Genomic DNA, 18,286 nt, shown 5'->3' on the forward strand with positions numbered 1-18,286 from the left:
CAGCCTCGATCGCCAAGATTTCAACCAACAGGATTCCTGTTGGTTCGCAGTCTCTTTACAGACAGGTTTCCTGTCAATGCCCTAGGCTGAACGCATGGTCGTCACCAAGGCACCCCCATCGCTCCTGTACATGGTCAAGCAGGTGGAACTCGTCGTGCGGTCCCACCTCGACGAGTTACTGAAGCCCACGGGGATCACCGCACTGCAGTACACCTCGCTCACCGTCCTGGAGCGGCACGACGGCCTGTCCGCGGCGCAGCTCGCACGCGACTCGTTCGTGACCGCGCAGTCCGTGGCCGATGTGATCCGGTCGCTGGAGACCCGCGGTCTCGTACGGCGCGAGCGCAATCCCCGCAACCGCCGCGAGCTGCTGATTCTCCTCACCGAGTCTGGCCGCGATGTGCTCGCTCGGCATGCCGAGCCCGTGCGGGAGCTGGAGGAGCGCATGGTCCGGGATCTCACGGCACACCAGACGGACCAGTTCCGGCAGGCGCTGTCGAAGGCGTGGCAGTCGCTGTCCTGAAACTGACGGCGACACGTCCTTTAAATCGAAGACATATGTCAATCGAACATGCTGAAATTCACCCCATCGAGGGTAACTTGCTGAGTGGGGAACGGTTTGGCGGACGCCAGCCGCACATGGCCGCGTCTACGCTCACGGAACGACGTCACCCTGGCCCCCGGTGACCCTGTTGGAGGTGATGTCGTCGTGCGCAACGAGTCCGCGCCGTTCACTCCTCATCTGCGTGTCCACCAGGACCGCGGGCACACCGTGCTGGAGTTCCACGGAGAGATCGACATCATCGCGGCGCTGGACATCGTCCCGGCCCTGGACGCGGCCACGGGACACCCTGACGCGCGGGTCGTGCTCGACCTGCGGCACATCGAGTTCTTCGACTGCTCGGGCCTGCGCCTGCTGTACCGGGCCCGGCGCCGGATCCTCGCCCGCGGCGGGCGGCTGCATCTGGTCTGCACCCACCCGCTGACCCTGCGCATCCTGCACGTGACCGGGCTCGACGACGTGCTGCCTCCGCTGTCGAGCATGGACGAGGTCCTCGGGCAGCCCGAGGCCGCCTCGGAGTCCTTATGACAGCGCGCCGCCACTTCAAAATCTTGGTGACCTGACCGGCTCCGACCGTCCTGCCCACGTCGCAGCGGGTCGTCAGGAACGGCCGACGTGCAGCGCCCCGCGGTCCCACAAGTAACGCGGCTGCGTGTGCAGTTGCCAGTAGCGCTCGGCGATGTCGAGCCCCCGCCCCAAGGCTTCCGGCAACAGCTGGCCCGTGAGTCACGAACGCCGGTGCGGGCGGCTCTCCGTGAACGGCCCGCACCGGCGTTCACGTATCGCTGCGGCTGGTCATCCCTTCTCGGCCGGCACCGGTTCGGGGGCGGCAGGAGCCGCTTGCCCGGCCGCGCGGCGCGGTGGCAGGGAGTCGCCCTCGATGTCGACGTTCGGGACGGCCCGGTCCAGCCACCTGGGCAGGGCCCACGCGTGGCGGCCGAGAAGGCTCAGCACCGCGGGGACGATCGTGAGGCGGACCACGAAGGCGTCGATGAGGACGCCGATGGTCAGCGCGAAGCCGATCGACTTGACCGTCGGGTCGTGGTTGAAGATGAAGCCGCCGAAGACGGCCGCCATGATGAGGGCCGCCGCCGTGACGACCCGGGCGCTGCGCTCCACGCCGTGCTCGACCGCGGCCCGCGCGTCCCGGTGGTGGTGGAAGTGCTCCCGCATCCGGCTGACCAGGAACACCTCGTAGTCCATCGCGAGGCCGAACAGGACACCGATCAGCAGGACCGGAACGAAGCTCGCGACCGGTGCCGCCGCCGCGACCTGGAACAGTCCGGAGAGGTGACCGTCCTGGAAGACCCACACGACGGCGCCCAGACTGGCCGCGATGGACAGCAGGAAGCCGAGAACTGCCTTGAGGGGCACCAGAATCGAGCGGAAGGCCAGCATCAGCAGGAGCAGCGCGAGCACGACGATGATCGTAATGAACAGCGGCAGCGCGGAGGCCAGCTTCGCCGACACGTCGATCCCGGCGGCGGTAGCGCCCGCGACGTACGCCCTGCCGCCCGCGTCGGTCACCGGAGTCACCGCGTGGTCGCGCAGCCGGTGCACCAGGTCGGTGGTCCTCTGGTCGTCGGGGCCGGTCTTCGGCACAAGGCCGAGCACGGTGATCGCCCCGTCCTCGGTGGCCGTGGGCGGGGCCACGGTCGCGATGTCCGGGTCCTCGCCGACGGTGTCGGCGACCTGCTTGACGACCGTCTCGCGCTGCGCGGCCGGTACGTGCGTGCCGTCCACGACAACGACGAGGGTCGCGTTGAAGCCCGGACCGAAGCCCTTGGTGAGCAGTTCGTAGCTCTGGTGCTGGGTGCTCGCGGTGGGCTGGGTCTCGTTGCTCGGCAGTCCCAGGCGCAGGCCGGCGGCGGGCACGGCGAGGGCGAGCAGCCCGAGGACGCTCACGACCAGGACCGGGACGGGGAAGCGCGTCATGAGGCGGCCCCAGGCCAGACCCCAGACACCGGGCCGGCGCTCGCGGCCGGCTGTCCTGGTCTGCGGTGAACTCGCCCCCGGCCGTGCGTTGTTGGGGCCGCTCTTGAGTCCGCTCTTGGGACGCAGGCGCTCGCCGAGGAAGCCGAGCAGAGCCGGTACGAGGGTCAGGGCCACCAGGACCGCGAGGAGTACGGTCCCGGCGGCGGCCAGGCCCATCACGGTGAGGAAGGGGATGCCGGTCGTAGCGAGCGCGGTGAGGGCGATGATGACCGTCACGCCCGCGAAGGTCACGGCGCTGCCCGCCGTCGCGGTGGCGCGGGCGATCGAGTCGGACACGTCCTGCTCGGGATCGGCGAGCTGTTCGCGGTGGCGGGAGACGAGGAACAGGGCGTAGTCGATGCCGACGGCCAGGCCGATCATCAGCGCGAGGACGGTCGCGGTGTTCGTCATCTCGATGAAGCGGGACAGGAACTGGACGGTCATCACACCGACCCCGACGCCGACGAGGGCCGTCAGCAGGGGCAGCCCGGCCGCCACGAGTGAGCTGAGCGCCAGCGCGAGCACCACGAAGGCCACGACCACGCCGACGACCTCGGCGGGGCCGCCGACCTCGGACGGCGGGGTGGACACGGTGCCGCCCAACTCGACGTCGAGGCCGGCTTTCCTGGCCGGGTCCAGGGCGTCGTCGAGCCGGTCCTTGGCGGACTGGGGCACGTTGTCGGCCGGCTTGTCGAACACCGCGTCGGCGTAGCCGATGGCACGGTCCTCCGACAGGGCGCCGGTCTTCGCCGGATCGGAGACGTTGACCACCCCCGGCACCGCGGCGACTTCCTCAAGGGTGGCGGTGATGGCGCGCTGCTCCGTCCCGCCGGTGAGCTTCGCGCCCTCGGGTGCGGCGAACACGACCCGGGCGGTGCCGCCGGCAGCCTGCGGGAACTTCTCCCTCAGCAGGTCCTGGGCCTGCTGCGACTCGATGCCCGGCACCGAGAACTGCGTCGTCACCTTTCCGCTGAGGGCGGTGCCCAGGCCGGTGGCGACCGCGAGAAGCAGCACCCACACCGCGAGCACCCGGCCCCGACGGCGCGCCGCCCAACGTCCCAGCGCGTACAAGTGTTTCGCCACGGCAGGTCTCTTTCGTTTCGGGGTTCGGGGTTCGGGGTTCGAGGTTCGGGGTTCGACGTTCGGGATTCGACGTTCGGGATTCGACGTTCGTGGGACGCGGTGCCCTTACGGTCCGGGGACCGCAGCCGGCTGCGGGAAGGTGACGCCGGTCAGGTCCTCGGAGACCGTCCACAGACGCTTGGCCGTCGCCGGGTCGCCGGCCGCCGGGGAGCGGCCGACCAGGGTCGGGGCGCCGCGCATCTCGCCGAAGCCGTCCGGGCCCACATAGCTCGCGCCGGGGAGGTCCTGGACGGCGGCGTACAGGGTCGGCAGAGCGCCGGCCCTGTTGTCCTGGGCCAGGGTGCGGTTGCGGACCCACATGAAGGCGCGGCGCAGCGCGCTGCCGTCCTGGCTCTGCAGGTTCGTGGCGGCCCAGCCGGGGTGCGCGGCCAGGGAGCGTACGGACGAGTGGGATGCGGTGAGGCGGCGCTGGAGTTCCAGCGTGAACAACAGGTTGGCCAGCTTGGACTGGCTGTATGCCTTCACCGGGTCGTACTCGCCGGTGAGGTTGAGGTTGTCGAAGTGGATACGCGGGGTGCCCGGCATCTTGTGCCCGCTGGACGACACGGTCACCACCCGGTCGGTGATGTGCGGCAGCAGCAGGTTGGTCAGGGCGAAGTGGCCCAGGTGGTTGGTCCCCAACTGCGTCTCGAAGCCGTCCTTGGTGGTGGACTCCGGGGTGTTCATGACGCCGGCGTTGTTGACGAGCAGGTCCAGACCGCCCCTCCAGGTGGCGGCGAACTCGCGCACGGAGGCGAGGTCGGCCAGGTCGAGCGGGCGCACCTCCACGCTGCCGGGCACGCCCACGGCGGCGGCCTCGCCGCGCTCGGGGTCCCGCACTGCGAGCACCACATGGGCGCCCGCGGCTGCCAGCGCCTCGACGGTGGCGATGCCGATACCACTGTTGGCGCCGGTAACGACGGCAGTGCGACCGCTCAGGTCCGGGAGGTCGGTGGCGTTCCACGTGCCGCGTGCGGCGCTGAGTGCAGTAGTCATGCCAGTCAATGTAGGCAGCGGCTACAATGCTGTCAATGTCAACAATGGTGGCGCCGTCAACAATGTAGGCGAGACAAACATGACCGATACACTGCCCCCCATGGAGACCCGCCCTCGCCCCTATCACCACGGCGACCTGCGAGCCGCCCTGCTGGCCCGCGCCGAAGAGACGCTCCGGGAGAAGGGGGCCGCCGCGCTGTCGCTCCGCGAACTCGCCCGCGACCTCGGCGTCAGCCATGCCGCGCCGAGCCGCCACTTCAAGGACAAGCAGGCACTGCTGGACGCGCTCGCACTGACCGGCTACGAACGGATGACCGAGGCCATGACGGCGTCACAGGCCGACGCGGGGGAGTCGTGCCGCAAGCGGCTGGAGGCGGTGGTCCGCGCGTATGTGTGCTTCGGGTTGGACAATCCCGTGCTGCTCGGCCTGATGTACTCGATCGAGTGCGACCCGCAGGCGTCCGACGCCCTGCTGGAGGCCGCCGGGCGCTGGTCGGAGCACATCGAGCAGCTGGTGGCGGAGGGGCAGCGCCGGGGTGAGGTGCGCGAGGGACCCGTCGAGCGCATCGGCGTCCCGGTCTTCGCGACCTTGCACGGTTACGCCGACCTGGCCGCGACCGGCATGCTCCCCCAGGGGTTCGCGGAAGACGGGCTGGACGAGGTGATCGCGTTCATCCTGCGAGGCTGCGCACCGGACGGGCCACCCTGACCGGACGTCCGGACTCCCCCGTACGACGTTCGTGATCCGCGTCGTCAGCGCTCTGAAGGGCTGACGGCGCTCCTTGCTCGCCCGGCGAGCCAAGCGGCGATCCGTTCCTTGAACTCGCGGTGGGCGTAGGGGCTGTCGTGAAGCGTGATCCACTCCAGGTGCCGCAGGATGTTCTCCGAGCGGTCCGGGTGGCGAACCACGAGCACGTCGACACCGGTCTCGCCCGTCGAGGCACGAACGTACACGCTCGCGTCGAGGGCCATCATGGCGAAGCCCGGGTGGCCCGCGTGCACGCCGAGGAACGCCGATGCCGCCCCCCGGCCCATGATGTCCCAGCGCTCCAGGAGCCGGACCCGGGTCCAGACCGCCGGCGCGGCGTGGCCGCCGCCGTGCAGGTACCGCAGGGCGGCCCGGTGCGTCCGGGTGCCCTGCGGAAGCTGGACGAGGAACTCGCGCCGGTGATCGAGAAGACCGGAGGAGACGGCGAGGTCGTACCAGTCCGCATTGAGTCGCTCGACGAGCCGCGGGGTGTCGTACCGGTGGGAGAAGCCGCCGGTCACGTCCTCGGCGCCGTATCCGAGGACGAACGGCATCGTGCCGTCCGGCACGGCGTCCGGGATCACCTCCAGGCCGGCCCGCCACAGCGGCCTGTACACCTTGCGCTCACGCTCCCGGACACCCATCGACCACTGTTCTACCAGGGCCAACACACCAGGAAGCCCCCGGTACGGCCCACCACCAGCTGGTAGAAAACCGGCTCGCCGGTCGTCGATACGACGTACGTCCAAAGGATGCGGGCCGGTACAGGCTGATCGGGTGCGAGGGCGGTGGTCCCGGTCGACGAGGGCATCGCGGTGGTCGGCGACACCTTCGACGCCGCACAGCGGGGCCTGCGCGCGCTCCGGGTGGAGTGGGACGAGCGGAAGGCCGAACTGCGCAGCTCGCCCGGGGACCCGTGGGCCGTGGTCGATTCCATCGGCGCGGTCAAGGGAGTCAGCGGGCTACGGGTCGCAGACGCGTCGATCGTCCCCGAGGTCCTCGCCGGCCGGCCGCAACGGACACCGGCCGCGGGTCGCGCCGGTCGACAGCACCCGCCTCCCGGTCCCGGCGGGCGGGAGACTCCTTGTGCGGCTGTCCGTAGCTCGTGGTGCGTCCCGGGCAACAGCCCTCGCACCAGGAATTCACCGAGGTCCTTACGCAGTCAACCATTCGGCCAACACGCCTGTCTGGCCGGGGATTTGAGGGGCACTAGGAAGGAGGAAGGAGGACGGCCACATGACGACGTCCCTGAAGCGCATGCCCGGATGGGCCAAGATCCTGAGCGCGGTCGTGCTGGTTCTGGTGATACTCGGTGCCGGGCTGCAGCTGAGCCTGCTGCCCGGGCTGCGTGACGTTTTCCGCGAGGAAACCCACGACCGGACAGGACCCACACTCCTCAAGTCCATTCAGGACATGAGCCGTTACGACGCCGCCTCGGGCAACTTCCAGGTGGTGGTGGATCTGGAGAAGGACACCAAGTACCTGCCGGACGCGGTCCGAGGCACCCGCACCCTGTATGTGGGCGCGGGCACCGTGGACGCCTATGTCGACCTCGGAAAGATCCGCGACCAAGACGTGAAGGTCAACAAGGACCGCACGTCGGCCACGCTCAGGCTCCCCCACGCAGCCCTGGGCAAGCCCGCGCTCGACCCCGACCAGTCCTACGCCGTCTCCAAGCAGCGCGGTCTCCTCGACCGGCTCGGCGACGTCTTCTCGGACAACCCGAACGACGAGCGGGCCGTCCAGCGGCTCGCCGCCCGGCACATCGGTGACGCCGCGAAGAAGACCGAGCTGACCGCCCGCGCCGAGGAGAACACCACCGCAATGCTCAAGGGGCTGCTCGGCTCCCTGGGCTTCAAGGAGGTGAAGGTGACGTACGGGTCATGAGCCTCGGCCCATGACCTGGGCCCGTGACCTCGGCCCGCGCACGCTCGTCGACGCCACCGTCGCCCCTCCGGCCCGAGCACACCGATCGCCCCGGCAGCACAGTGCAGCCGGGGCGATCGGCGGTTCAGGCCCGGCACACATGTCGTCGGCATCTTCGGCCCCTGCGGGGGTACTCGCCTGTCATCGGACGACAGTTGAAAACTGGAGGGTTGAATGGCCCGCGCAGTGTCACGCCCGCGCATCGCACTACGCCTTCGTTCCACATCTCATTCCGGCGCCAAGAAGACCAGCCCTCGTACCAAGAAGTCGCGCCCTGCCGACGCCAAGTCCGACCCCCGCTCGTCGACGGCTCCGGGCGAACGACGACCACTTCCCTTTGTCGTACGGTTCCTGGTCATGCTCATCGCCTTCGCGGCCATGGTGGCCTTCGCCGCCGCGCTGGCCCAGATCACATTGCAGCCGTCGCCGGCCTCCGAGGCGCTGACACACAGCAACCTGCATCCGGGCCGTTCCCTTCGCGCCTATCTTGACCAGCCCGAACTGCGCGACGCCTTCAAGCAGATCGGCGGCAACCTCGTCCTCGGCATCCCCTTCGGGGTGCTGCTGCCCGTCCTGGTCCCCAAGGCGCGCGGGATCCTGCGAGTACTCCTCCTGACGGCGGCCGTGATGATGATGGTCGAGCTGGTACAGGGGGCGGTGATCACCGGACGCGCCTTCGACGTCGACGACGTCATCCTCAACACCAGCGGGGCGCTCGTCGGTTACCTGCTCCTCGGCCGCCGGCTGAACCGCGCGGTGCATCCGCGCAAGCGCCGCCGCAAGAACTCGGAGGCGTGAAGGCCCGCAGCCTTGAAGGTGTGAACGCACGGGAGCCCGGTGCGAGGCGGCACGGGAGCTTGAAGGCGTGAAGTCGTGGGAGTGAACGTCAAGTTGTGAAGGAATGGTACGTACCAAAGTCTTGACGTCCCCTTACCTCACCTCTTAAATCAAGAGTCGAAGCGCGCACCCCCCACCTCAGTCGGCACCCATCCCCCACAGGGATCGCCGTACGGAAGGGAGAGTCGTGGACTCCCCACGCCTGCTCCGCAGATGCCTCCTCGCCGCCCTGTCCGCCGTACTCCTCGCATCCGCCGCGGTTCTGCCCGCGCACGCGGATGCGGGGCAGGCTGCCTCCGGGCAGGCGGCCCCCGAGCCGAAGGCCGCCGCGGCCGTGACGTTCTCGGACACCTTCGACGGAGCCGCCGGTTCGGCCGTCAACTCCTCGAAATGGCAGATCGAGACCGGCGACAACGTCAACAATCACGAGCGGCAGTACTACACAGCCGGCGCCAACAACGCGGCCCTGGACGGCCAGGGCCACCTGGTGATCACGGCCCGCCGCGAGAACCCGAACAACTACCAGTGCTGGTACGGGCGTTGTGAGTACACCTCGGCCCGCCTCAACACGGCGGGCAAGTTCACGACGACGTACGGCCGGGTCGAGGCCCGGCTGAAGGTCCCGCGCGGGCAGGGCATGTGGCCCGCCTTCTGGATGCTCGGCAACGACATCGGACAGGTCGGCTGGCCCAACTCGGGCGAGATCGACATCATGGAGAACGTCGGCTTCGAGCCCTCGACGGTCCACGGCACCCTGCACGGCCCCGGCTACTCCGGCTCGGGCGGCATCGGCGCCGCCTACTCGCTGCCCGGCGGCCAGGCCTTCGCGGACGCCTTCCACACCTTCGCCATCGACTGGAGCCCCGACGCGGTCACCTGGTCCGTCGACGGCAATGTCTACCAGCGGCGCACCCCGGCCGATCTGGGCGGCAGGCAGTGGGTGTTCAACAAGCCGTTCTTCCTGATCCTCAACCTCGCGGTGGGCGGCTACTGGCCGGGCGACCCGGACGGCTCGACCTCGTTCCCGCAGCAACTCGTCGTGGACGAGGTGAAGGTGACGACCAGCGATGGCTCCGGTGGCGGTGCGCCCATCAGGGGGCTCGCGGGCAAGTGCGTCGATGTGGCGGGCGCCAGTTCCGCCAACGGCACGCCCGTTCAGCTCTACGACTGCAACAGCTCAGCCGCCCAGCAGTGGACCGTGGCCTCCGACGGCTCGATCCGGGCGCTGGGCAAGTGCCTGGACATCACGGGCAACGGCACGGCCGACGGTTCGACCGTGCAGCTCTGGGACTGCGGGGGCGGGGCCAATCAACGCTGGGTGGTCAGCGCGGCAGGCGACATCGTGAATCCACAGGCCAACAAGTGCCTGGACGTGACGGGCAACAACTCCGCCAACGGCACACGGCTCCAGATCTGGACGTGCTCGGGCGGAGCCAACCAGAAGTGGACCGTCGGCTGACCGGACGGAACAACTGACGGACGCGGAACCGCTATCCGCCGGTGCGCGAGCACCACCCGCCGGTGCGGGAGCACCACCCGCAGCAGGTGCGGGCGTACGGCCGACCGACGCGGGGGGGGTCGGCCGTACGCCCGCACCGGCATGTCAGTCGGTCGCCTCGCAGTCGGTGTCCTGCAGCTGGATCGGCCGCGTGGCGTCCAGGCCGACGTACGCCGTGAAGGTCGCCGTGTCCTGGCCCTGGTCGCCCCAGTGCGTGGTCACCGTGGCGTAGCCGACGCCGGCGGACTGGGCCGTGGTGACCGGGCCGATGTCGATGGACCGCGGCTCGTTCTGCGCGCAGAGCAGGATGTCGACGCCCTCGCTCTGCTCGACCTTCTCCTTCAGGTGCTCGGAGATGCCGTACTTCCGGGCGAAGTCGCCGGGCCCGTGTTCGCCGTAGAAGTCCCCGAGGAAGGTGTGGATCTCCTCGGCGGTGTAGCGGTCGTTCGGGTCCACTGCGGGTGCGGCGGAGGCCGGTGCGGTGGAGGCGAGTCCGAGACCGAGGACGGCCGCGCAACCGAGGGCGAGGGCTACGCGCTTGGTCGGGCGCGTGACGGTCGTGGCGGTGCGGAACATGTGAGGTACCCCGTTTTTCCTTGCTGTGCCCATGGGTTGGGCTGGTCACAGGAGCAGACCCGCCACCTCCGGCAGGCGTTGTGCTCTCCTCCGTCGCTGTTGCCGATCCCGGACATCTGCCGCACATTCGTCACGCACTCCGTCGCGCGGCCCGTTCGTCGTGCGGCCCGTTCGTCGTGCGACCCGTGCGTGACGTGGCACGCCCGATCTCCCGGGCGTGCCACTCCCCTCCTGAGGTCACCCGCCGGGCGCGCGGCCGGTGGCTGTCAGCAGTTCATGGCCCACGTGTGCGAGTCGCCGCGGTCGTTGGCCACGCCGTTGTAGCCGACCTCCTGTCCGGGTGAGAGGCAGATCGTCATGTCGCCGCCCCGATAGGCGTCCTCGTACACCCGGACGTGGTCCTTGATGCCGGGTCCGGAGATGCCGTGGTTGGCCCAGGAGGAGTCGGTGTCGGCGATCCAGCTCTCCCACCAGCCGTCGTCGCCCGACCAGTTGGCCCGCTGACCGGCGAAGTTCGCGTTCTCCCAGACGCAGAACTCGCCGCTCGGACAGCTGGCGGCACCGGCCGGCGAGGCCAGGGCCAGACCGCCGCTCAGGGCGAGGACGGCCGCGGCGGCGGAGAGGGCGAAGCGCTTGATGATCACGAAGGGGTACTGCCTTTCTCTCGGTTCTCCGGAACGGTCCGCTCGGCGTACAGATCCGCCGCGCGGTGCAGTGCGCGGGTGCGCAGCTGCCGGTAGGTGGTCAACTGGTCGCGCCGCTCGGCGCGGACCTGGTCCAGCAGGGCCGGTTCCAGCCGGGCGCGCACCTCGTCGAGGCCGCTCTCGCGTCCGCAGCGGGCGGCGACGGCCGGGGCGGGCCGCTCGGGCCTGGGTCCGGAGTCCGGAGTAGCGCAGTGGGTCCAACGGCCCTGCGCCGCCCGGTAGTCGGGGTCGTCCTTCAACCGCAGCCCGGCCTCCGCGCGGAGGTTGTTCACGACGACCTGGGCGCGGAACCAGCGCCGCTCGTCCCCGTACAGCTCGCGCTGCGCGGCGGCGAGGCAGCCGTCGGTGTGCGCCTTGACGGTGTATCCGGTGGCGAGGGTGATGGACAGCTCGGGACGGCCGCGGCCGAAGAGGGCACCCTGCAGCCGCCGGTCCGCGGTGTCATCGGTTCCGTCCGCCCGCCGTTCGCCGGCGGCTCCTTTCGAGGACAGCCCCCGCCCGGCCAGGCAGCGTTCGACGAGAACCTGCTGAGCGGCCTTGATGAGGTCGTCACGCTCCCGCTCGGTCCTGGGCAGCGCAGGCGCGTCCCGCCCCGCACCGGTCGGCGCGGCGCACCCGCCCAGTGCTGCCGGCGCCAGTACGACCAGGGCGGCAACGCCGAGCGCACGCAGCAGTCGCACGTCTCAGCCGACCTCGCAACCCATCGTGGTGTCGGACACCCCGTCGAGCCGGGCGCCCCAGGGCCAGTTGTCGGCCAGGTCGTGCGCCCGGATCAGCCGGTAGTAGCAGGTGCCGCGGGCCCAGTCGATGGCGTACACGGCGGTGTCCGCGTCCGAGCGGAATGAGGCCGCCTTGTCGTGGAGGGACTCCGGCACGTCCGTATAGCCCGGTGGTGTGTAGCACCAGGACGTGCCGTGCTGTCCTGCCCCGGTCCAGAAGCACACGGAGCCCGCGGCGGGTGCCGTGGGCGCGGCCGTCGTCGCGGGAGCGGCGCCCAGGACGGCGACGGCGGCGAGCAGGGCCGCGGGCAGGGCGAGGCGACGGAACATGACGACTCCAGTCGTACGAGGGAGGGATACGCGCAGGGCAACCGGGCCGGATCGTGATCACGGTGACCGCCAAGATCAAAGTGCCCTCGTGGAACCGCGCCCATGCACGGCCGCACTCGCCTCCCGATGCACGAAGCCGTCCAGTCCACGACGGCTCACCACGGCGCGAAAACCCCAGGTCCACGCGCTCCCCGAGCATTCACCCGAACAGCGCACGCCAACCACAGCGCGCCCCCGAAGGGGCGCGGGGAACTGCGCGATCAACCCCCACCGGCCCGCGGTATCCCCACTCCCCTCAGCGGAGCGCTACCGCGGAGCGCCACCGCGAATCCCTACCGAAGATGCCAGGTGAGCTTGTCTCCACCGACCCACCGCACCACCGCAGGGTCATCGGCGTCATGCACCGGAATGCCGTAAGCCGCGGCGGCCATCAGGACGTCCGTGAAGCTCCTGGCCTCGCCGATGACAGCGCCGTCGATCTCCACGATGCGGAAAGGGGGATCGCCGGGCTGGACGCCCAGGACCGTGATCCGCGGGTACGAGATGTGGGGGCTTGAGATTTCAGTCATGATCCCACCGGTTCCACACGCGTGCCGCCGATAAGCCTGCCCGGGCGGCACTGTCGGTCGTCGTGGCACTCGGCGGCGTCGGCGTGGCCGGCGTCCGTACGAGGTCGCAGTTCATGGTGGCACAAGGAGGCCATGACGGCTGCCGTGCGGGCGGCGGCGGGCTGCGCGAGGCTGGGGGTATGGACCCGGCCGAGGCCCTGGACCGGATCGCGTTCCTGCTGGAGCGGTCCCTGGCCCCCACCTATCGCGTACAGGCGTTCCGCACGGCGGAGGGCGTGGTCAGGGGGCTGCCCGCCGACGAGGTGGCCCGGCGGTCCGCCGAGGGGTCGCTGGAGTCGCTGAAGGGCATCGGGCCGAAGACCGCGCAGGTGGTGCGCGAGGCGCTGGACGGTCAGACGCCGGGCTATCTGGCGAAGCTGGAGCAGGAACAGGAGGCCGCGGGCCCTCTCGTGCGGGGCGGTGAGGAGCTGCGGGCGCTGCTGCGCGGCGACTGTCATCTGCACTCGGACTGGTCGGACGGCGGCAGCCCCATCGAGGAGATGGGCCGTACGGCGGCGCGGCTCGGGCACGAGTGGGCGGTGCTCACCGACCACTCCCCGCGGCTCACGGTGGCGCGCGGGCTGTCCCCCGAGCGGCTGCGGGAACAGCTCGCCCTCGTCGCGGAGCTCAACGAGCGCTGGGCTCCCTTCCGGCTGCTCACCGGTATCGAGTGCGACATCCTCGACGACGGGTCCCTCGACCAGGAGTCCGAACTGCTCGACCAGCTCGATCTGGTGGTCGTGTCCGTGCACTCCAAGCTGCGGATGAACGCGGCCGCGATGACGCGCCGGATGGTCGCCGCCGTACGCGATCCGCACTCCGATGTGCTGGGGCACTGCACGGGGCGGCTGGTCACCGGGCGCGGTCGGCCCGAGTCGGAGTTCGACGCGGACGAGGTCTTCGCCGCCTGTGCCGAGACGGGCACGGCGGTCGAGATCAACAGCCGCCCGGAGCGGCTCGACCCGCCGCGCAGGCTGCTGCGCCGGGCGGTCGAGGCGGGTGTGCTGTTCTCCGTGGACACCGACGCCCACGCTCCCGGACAGCTCGACTGGCAGGTGTACGGGTGCGCGCGGGCCGAGGAGTGCGGGGTGCCTCCGGAGCGCGTGGTCAACACCTGGGCCGCGGAGGAGCTGCTGGCGTGGACAGGACGCCGTGAAACCCCGTCGTGACACACGTCACGCGAAACGCCGTGGGGACCTGGGAACACTCGCCAGTAGTTTCCCGTTAAATCAGCTGTGGGTGCGGATGGAACAGTGTCCCCGGGCCTCACCTTCCGCCCACAGGGAAGATCGTTCGGCTGAAGCCCTGTGGAGCACTCCGCCGAGAGGCGACCGCCATCCGCGGCCACCCACAGACGGCCCCGACCGTGATTCCCCCGTCCGGTCGGGGCCTTTCCCATGTCTTCGCACGCTTCCCTTGCGCCACGCCGGGCCGAGCTTGACTTCGAGAGCGCTCCAGTTCGTAGCGTCGGCCGTATGACCACTGCACAGCACAAGATCGGTTCGGGATTCGACCTCCGGAGCACCGCGGACGACGTGCTCGACGGCATCGACCTCACGGGGAAGCTGGCGATCGTCACCGGCGGTTACTCGGGGCTCGGCCTGGAGACGACGCGCGCGCTCACCAAGGCAGGTGCCCGGGTCGTCGTCCCGGCGCGGCGCAGGGCGGCCGCCGAGGAGGCGGTCGCCGGCCTGGACGGTGTCGAGGTGGACGAGCTCGACCTCGGCGACCTGGACAGCGTCCGCGCCTTCGCCGAGCGGTTCCTCGCCTCGGACCGCTCCATCGACATCCTCATCGACAACGCCGGGGTCATGGCCTGCCCGGAGACCCGCGTCGGCCCCGGCTGGGAGGCCCAGTTCGCGACCAACCACCTGGGCCACTTCGCCCTCGCGAACCGGCTCTGGCCGGCGCTCGCCCAGGGCGGCGCCCGCGTCGTCTCCGTGTCCTCGGCCGGCCACCACAACTCCGGCATCCGCTGGGACGACCCGCACTGGGAGCGGCAGGACTACGACAAGTGGCAGGCGTACGGGCAGGCGAAGACCGCCAACGTCCTGTTCGCCGTGCAGCTCGACGCCCTCGGCAAGGACTCCGGCGTACGGGCCTTCTCGCTGCACCCCGGCGGCATCCTCACCCCGCTCCAGCGGCACCTCGCCAAGGAGGAGATGGTCGAGCGCGGCTGGATCGACGAGAACGGCACCCCGCTGAACCCGGCGGGCTTCAAGACCCCCGAACAGGGTGCGGCCACCCAGGTGTGGGCGGCGACCTCGCCCCAGCTGTCCGGCATGGGCGGTGTCTACTGCGAGGACTGCGACATCTCCGAGCCCACCCCGGCCGACGGCGAACGCATCGGCGTACGCGACTACGCCGTCGACCCGGCGTCGGCGGCCCGCCTGTGGACGCTCTCCGCGGAGCTCACCGGCGTGAACGCCTTCGCCTGAGCACTTCAACGCGGCTGCGCGGGCCCGTGAACTGAGGGTCTCAGGCCGGGGACTCCTCCGGTCCTGGGTGTTCGGGGTGCACGGTGCTGCTGGAGTGCTCGTCGCCCCGCCGGCGCGTGCCCGCCTCGTCGGTGTCGGGGATGTCGGTGTGCGGCTCCGGCGTGTCCTCGTCGGAGCCCTCGCTCCGCGTGGGGTCGGCGGGCGTGACGTCCCAGCGGTCCCCGCCCTCCTGGGCCTGCTGGTCGGGCATGTCCCGGGGGACGGGGCCTGCGTCCTCCCCGGGCCTCTTCGTCCGGTCGTCGCTCACGGCGCGCTCCCCTCCTCGTCGGTGTGACTCCTGGCCGGGCGGAACTCCTTGGCGTACGGAATTCGTCGTCGGAATTTCGTCGTCGGACGGAACTCCGCCGGACCTCCGTGTCGGCCCTGGTACGGGTACCTGCCGACGTGACCGGTGAAACCCCCCGAAGGCGTCAGTGCGGAGCGCGTTCCTCCATGGCCGCGCGCCATGCCGGGAGCTGGTCGTCGCCCGGGTCGGGGCCCGGGCGTCGTCCGCCGCGTGCGAAGAAGTCGGCGAGCGGGAGGATCGCGGCGCCGACCGTGACCGCGTCGGGGCCGAGGGCGCCGAGCTCGATGGTGACCCGCTCGGCGGGATACCGCAGTGCGTACGAGACGGCGTGTTCGCGGACGGCGGGCAGGAAGCGGGAGCCGAGCTGGAGTCCGGCCCAGCCGCCGATCAGGATGCGCTCGGGCTGGAACAGGTTGATCAGGTCGGAGAGGCCCGCGCCCAGGTACTCGGCCGTCTCCTCCAGCACGGCGAGTGCCATGGGGTCGGCCGCCGAGCCGTCGGCCGGATAGGCGGCGGCGAGCATCGCGGTGAGGGCGGTCTCCTCGTCGACCCGCTTCGGCGGTTGTCCGCCCGCCTCCTCCCAGCGCTCCAGAAGGGCTTCGGCGCCCGCGTAGGCCTCCAGGCAGCCCAGCGCACCGCACCGGCAGCGGCGCCCCCTGACCCGTACGGTCAGATGCCCCCACTCCACGGCCCGGCCCCGCTCCACGTCGTCCGTGACGAGGCTGGCGCCGACGCCGGAGCCGAAGAGGACCACGACCGCGTTGTCCGCGCCGCGTCCGGCGCCGAACCACATCTCGGCCTGGCCGAGCGTCTTGGCGCCGTTGTCGGTGAAGTACGGGACGGAGTCCGGGAGCCCGCAGGCGGTGCGGAGCAGGGACTCCAGCGGGACGGCGGGCCAGCCGATGGTCTGGCCGTGCACCACGGCGCCCTCGGCCGGAGTGCGCTCCACTATGCCGGGCACTCCGATGCCGACGCCCAACAACCGCTCGGGGGCGATGTCGGCGGCGGCGAGGACCTCGGCGATGCCGTCACGGATGTGGCCGACGATGACGTCGACGTCGTAGCCCTGATGCTCCAAGGGCCGTTCCGTGCGGGCGAGTTCGGTGAGGGTGAGGTCGAAGAGCTCTACGCGGACGCGGGTCTCGCCGACGTCCACGCCGATCATGTGGCCGCTCGCGGGGGCGACGCGCAGCAGGGTGCGTGGCCGGCCGCCGTCGGAGTCGACGCTGCCGGCCTCCTCCACCAGACCCTCACCGACGAGCTCCGCGACGACGTTGCTGATGGAACCGGAACTCAGTCCGGTGGCCGGGCCGAGCTCGAAGCGGCTCATCGGCCCTTCGAAGTAGAGCCGCCGCAGCACGGCTGTGCGATTGCCCCGCCGCAGGTCACGCACCGTGCGACCGTTCCGCCCCGCCATGTGGCTCCTTCCCGCCGTCCCCCGACCTGCAAGATACCGCTGCGTCATCCCTTGACGCGAGTTTCTTCCGGGTCTTAACTCACGTTCTAAATTAAGCCGTGAGGGCGTTCGGGAAGTGAACGCGGCGCCCTTGCGCATCTCCCTCCGGGAAGGGACGCCAGACGTCATGCGCAGAACCCGAGCCGCGGCCGCGAGCGCGGTCACCGTCTCACTGCTGGCCGCCGTGACCGCCTGCGGCGGTGGCTCGTCGACGGACGGCGGGTCCAACGACTCGCCCAAGACGCTCACCTACTGGGCCTCCAACCAGGGCCCGAGCATCGAGGCCGACAAGAAGATCCTCACGCCCGAGCTGAAGAAGTTCGAGAAGGACACCGGCATCAAGGTCAAGTTGGAGGTCGTCCCCTGGTCCGACCTCCTCAACCGCATTCTCGCCGCGACCACTTCCGGTCAGGGCCCGGACGTCCTCAACATCGGCAACACCTGGTCGGCCTCGCTCCAGGCGACCGGCGCTCTGCTGCCCTGGGACGCCAAGAACTTCGACAAGATCGGCGGCAAGGACCGGTTCGTCGAGTCGGCGCTCGGCTCGGCGGGGGCGAGCGGCTCGGATCCGGCGGCGGTGCCGCTGTACTCGATGGCGTACGCGCTCTACTACAACAAGAAGATGTTCGCGGACGCGGGGATATCCGGGCCGCCCGCCACCTGGGACCAGTTGGTCGCCGACGGGAAGAAGATCTCCAAGGACGGCAAGTGGGCGCTGGCCGCCGAGGGTTCGAACCCGTCGGAGAACATCCACCACGTCTTCGTCCTCGCCAAGCAGCACGGCGCCGACTTCTTCGACGCCGACGGGAAGCCCGACTTCACCTCCGACGGGGCCGTCGCGGCGGTGAAGCAGTACGTCGACCTGATGGGCAAGGACAAGGTCATCGCGCCCGGCAACGCCGAGTACGCGCAGAACCAGTCGCTGCAGGACTTCGCCAAGGACAAGACGGCGATGGTGATGTGGCAGACCGCCGCGACCACGCTCAAGGCGCACGGCATGAGCGACGACGAGTGGGGCGTCGCGCCGATACCCGTCCAGTCCGGCACACCGGGGGCGGACACCGCCGTCAACTCGATGGTGGCGGGCATCAACCTGGCCGTCTTCAAGAACACCGACAACATCGACGGCGCCGTGAAGTTCGTGAACTTCATGACGAGCGCGGACGAGCAGACGATCCTCAACAAGACCTACGGGTCGATCCCGCCGGTCAAGGCGGCCCAGCAGGACCCCGCGTTCAACACGCCCGCCCTGCAGGTCATCCGGGACACGCTCGCCAAGAGCGCGGCCCCGCTGCCGCAGGTGCCCAACGAGTCGCAGTTCGAGACGGCGGTCGGCACGGCCGTCAAGGAGCTGTTCGCGGAGGCGGCGGCCGGTCGGCCGGTCACGACCGCCTCGGTCAAGGAGAAGCTCTCCGAGGCTCAGCAGCAGATGCCGAAGAAGTGAGC

Annotated in this window: 21 protein-coding genes; 10 read left to right on the forward strand and 11 right to left on the reverse strand. The window is 70.3% G+C overall.

The genetic code is table 11. The features are described from left to right. Window positions 1-94: 94 nt before the first annotated feature. Both ACFWXQ_RS02400 and ACFWXQ_RS02405 read left to right on the forward strand, forming a co-directional pair. Window positions 95-523 (forward strand): MarR family transcriptional regulator, encoded by a 429-nt coding sequence (locus ACFWXQ_RS02400; protein WP_362076027.1) that lies wholly within the window; start codon window positions 95-97, stop codon window positions 521-523. Between the two features lie 186 nt (window positions 524-709). Continuing rightward, the gene (locus ACFWXQ_RS02405) at window positions 710-1,090 is read left to right on the forward strand and encodes an anti-sigma factor antagonist (protein ID WP_383955463.1); all 381 of its coding nucleotides are present in this window, start codon (window positions 710-712) and stop codon (window positions 1,088-1,090) included. A 267-nt stretch (window positions 1,091-1,357) separates the two neighbouring features. On the opposite strand, the gene ACFWXQ_RS02410 is transcribed toward ACFWXQ_RS02405, so the two are convergent. Both ACFWXQ_RS02410 and ACFWXQ_RS02415 read right to left on the reverse strand, forming a co-directional pair. Then, window positions 1,358-3,619, reverse strand: coding sequence for an MMPL family transporter (locus tag ACFWXQ_RS02410; RefSeq protein WP_383955460.1), 2,262 nt, complete (start codon window positions 3,617-3,619; stop codon window positions 1,358-1,360). 105 nt (window positions 3,620-3,724) lie between these two features. Beyond that, window positions 3,725-4,654, reverse strand: coding sequence for an oxidoreductase (locus ACFWXQ_RS02415; protein WP_386267347.1), 930 nt, complete (start codon window positions 4,652-4,654; stop codon window positions 3,725-3,727). 100 nt (window positions 4,655-4,754) lie between these two features. Here ACFWXQ_RS02415 and ACFWXQ_RS02420 point away from each other — a divergent pair, with 100 nt between their 5' ends. After that, window positions 4,755-5,363, forward strand: a complete 609-nt coding sequence (locus tag ACFWXQ_RS02420) for a TetR/AcrR family transcriptional regulator (RefSeq protein ID WP_383951634.1) — start codon at window positions 4,755-4,757, stop codon at window positions 5,361-5,363. 44 nt (window positions 5,364-5,407) lie between these two features. On the opposite strand, the gene ACFWXQ_RS02425 is transcribed toward ACFWXQ_RS02420, so the two are convergent. Further along, window positions 5,408-6,046, reverse strand: coding sequence for a hypothetical protein (locus ACFWXQ_RS02425; RefSeq protein WP_383951637.1), 639 nt, complete (start codon window positions 6,044-6,046; stop codon window positions 5,408-5,410). An 11-nt stretch (window positions 6,047-6,057) separates the two neighbouring features. Then, window positions 6,058-6,339: a hypothetical protein gene (locus tag ACFWXQ_RS02430; protein ID WP_383951688.1), complete on the reverse strand. Its 282-nt coding sequence runs from the start codon at window positions 6,337-6,339 to the stop codon at window positions 6,058-6,060. On the opposite strand from ACFWXQ_RS02430, the gene ACFWXQ_RS02435 reads away from it, so the two are divergent. The 4 genes from ACFWXQ_RS02435 (at window position 6,326) to ACFWXQ_RS02450 (ending at window position 9,624) form a co-directional block, all read left to right on the forward strand. Further along, complete coding sequence (locus tag ACFWXQ_RS02435; RefSeq protein ID WP_383951676.1) at window positions 6,326-6,754, forward strand: GMC oxidoreductase; 429 nt, start codon at window positions 6,326-6,328, stop codon at window positions 6,752-6,754. The genes ACFWXQ_RS02430 and ACFWXQ_RS02435 overlap by 14 nt on opposite strands. Further along, window positions 6,639-7,289 (forward strand): DUF4230 domain-containing protein, encoded by a 651-nt coding sequence (locus tag ACFWXQ_RS02440; RefSeq protein WP_383951639.1) that lies wholly within the window; start codon window positions 6,639-6,641, stop codon window positions 7,287-7,289. The genes ACFWXQ_RS02435 and ACFWXQ_RS02440 overlap by 116 nt, the downstream gene beginning before the upstream one ends. Before the next feature lie 213 nt (window positions 7,290-7,502). Next, window positions 7,503-8,126 (forward strand): VanZ family protein, encoded by a 624-nt coding sequence (locus ACFWXQ_RS02445; RefSeq protein ID WP_383951641.1) that lies wholly within the window; start codon window positions 7,503-7,505, stop codon window positions 8,124-8,126. Between the two features lie 226 nt (window positions 8,127-8,352). Then, entirely contained in the window at window positions 8,353-9,624 is a 1,272-nt protein-coding gene (locus tag ACFWXQ_RS02450; protein ID WP_383951644.1) for a ricin-type beta-trefoil lectin domain protein, read from the forward strand. A gap of 144 nt (window positions 9,625-9,768) precedes the next feature. On the opposite strand, the gene ACFWXQ_RS02455 is transcribed toward ACFWXQ_RS02450, so the two are convergent. The 5 genes from ACFWXQ_RS02455 to ACFWXQ_RS02475 form a co-directional block, all read right to left on the reverse strand. Beyond that, the gene (locus ACFWXQ_RS02455; protein WP_383951647.1) at window positions 9,769-10,239 is read right to left on the reverse strand and encodes a hypothetical protein; all 471 of its coding nucleotides are present in this window, start codon (window positions 10,237-10,239) and stop codon (window positions 9,769-9,771) included. A gap of 266 nt (window positions 10,240-10,505) precedes the next feature. Then, entirely contained in the window at window positions 10,506-10,877 is a 372-nt protein-coding gene (locus ACFWXQ_RS02460) for a peptidase inhibitor family I36 protein (RefSeq protein WP_383951679.1), read from the reverse strand. 2 nt (window positions 10,878-10,879) lie between these two features. Beyond that, a complete protein-coding gene (locus tag ACFWXQ_RS02465) occupies window positions 10,880-11,623 on the reverse strand; it encodes a hypothetical protein (RefSeq protein ID WP_383951650.1) in 744 nt (247 codons plus the stop codon). Window positions 11,624-11,626: 3 nt separating this feature from the next. After that, window positions 11,627-11,992: a hypothetical protein gene (locus tag ACFWXQ_RS02470; RefSeq protein ID WP_055617311.1), complete on the reverse strand. Its 366-nt coding sequence runs from the start codon at window positions 11,990-11,992 to the stop codon at window positions 11,627-11,629. A gap of 332 nt (window positions 11,993-12,324) precedes the next feature. After that, window positions 12,325-12,561, reverse strand: coding sequence for a hypothetical protein (locus ACFWXQ_RS02475; protein WP_383951653.1), 237 nt, complete (start codon window positions 12,559-12,561; stop codon window positions 12,325-12,327). A gap of 179 nt (window positions 12,562-12,740) precedes the next feature. Here ACFWXQ_RS02475 and ACFWXQ_RS02480 point away from each other — a divergent pair, with 179 nt between their 5' ends. Both ACFWXQ_RS02480 and ACFWXQ_RS02485 read left to right on the forward strand, forming a co-directional pair. Continuing rightward, a complete protein-coding gene (locus ACFWXQ_RS02480) occupies window positions 12,741-13,769 on the forward strand; it encodes a PHP domain-containing protein (protein ID WP_383951682.1) in 1,029 nt (342 codons plus the stop codon). Window positions 13,770-14,075: 306 nt separating this feature from the next. Beyond that, window positions 14,076-15,038 (forward strand): SDR family NAD(P)-dependent oxidoreductase, encoded by a 963-nt coding sequence (locus ACFWXQ_RS02485; protein WP_383951655.1) that lies wholly within the window; start codon window positions 14,076-14,078, stop codon window positions 15,036-15,038. Between the two features lie 40 nt (window positions 15,039-15,078). Here ACFWXQ_RS02485 and ACFWXQ_RS02490 read toward each other — a convergent pair whose 3' ends face one another. Further along, window positions 15,079-15,345 carry a hypothetical protein gene (locus tag ACFWXQ_RS02490; protein WP_383951658.1) on the reverse strand — a complete coding sequence of 89 codons (267 nt, stop codon included), beginning with the start codon at window positions 15,343-15,345 and terminating at the stop codon, window positions 15,079-15,081. A 163-nt stretch (window positions 15,346-15,508) separates the two neighbouring features. Further along, window positions 15,509-16,801, reverse strand: coding sequence for an ROK family protein (locus ACFWXQ_RS02495; RefSeq protein WP_383951662.1), 1,293 nt, complete (start codon window positions 16,799-16,801; stop codon window positions 15,509-15,511). A 166-nt stretch (window positions 16,802-16,967) separates the two neighbouring features. Between ACFWXQ_RS02495 and ACFWXQ_RS02500 the strand changes: the two genes are divergently transcribed. Beyond that, the gene (locus ACFWXQ_RS02500) at window positions 16,968-18,284 is read left to right on the forward strand and encodes an ABC transporter substrate-binding protein (RefSeq protein ID WP_383951665.1); all 1,317 of its coding nucleotides are present in this window, start codon (window positions 16,968-16,970) and stop codon (window positions 18,282-18,284) included. The last annotated feature ends 2 nt before the right edge of the window (window positions 18,285-18,286 follow it).

Origin of the sequence: Streptomyces sp. NPDC058697 (assembly GCF_042715345.1) — a bacterium.
GTDB lineage: Bacteria > Actinomycetota > Actinomycetes > Streptomycetales > Streptomycetaceae > Streptomyces > Streptomyces liliifuscus.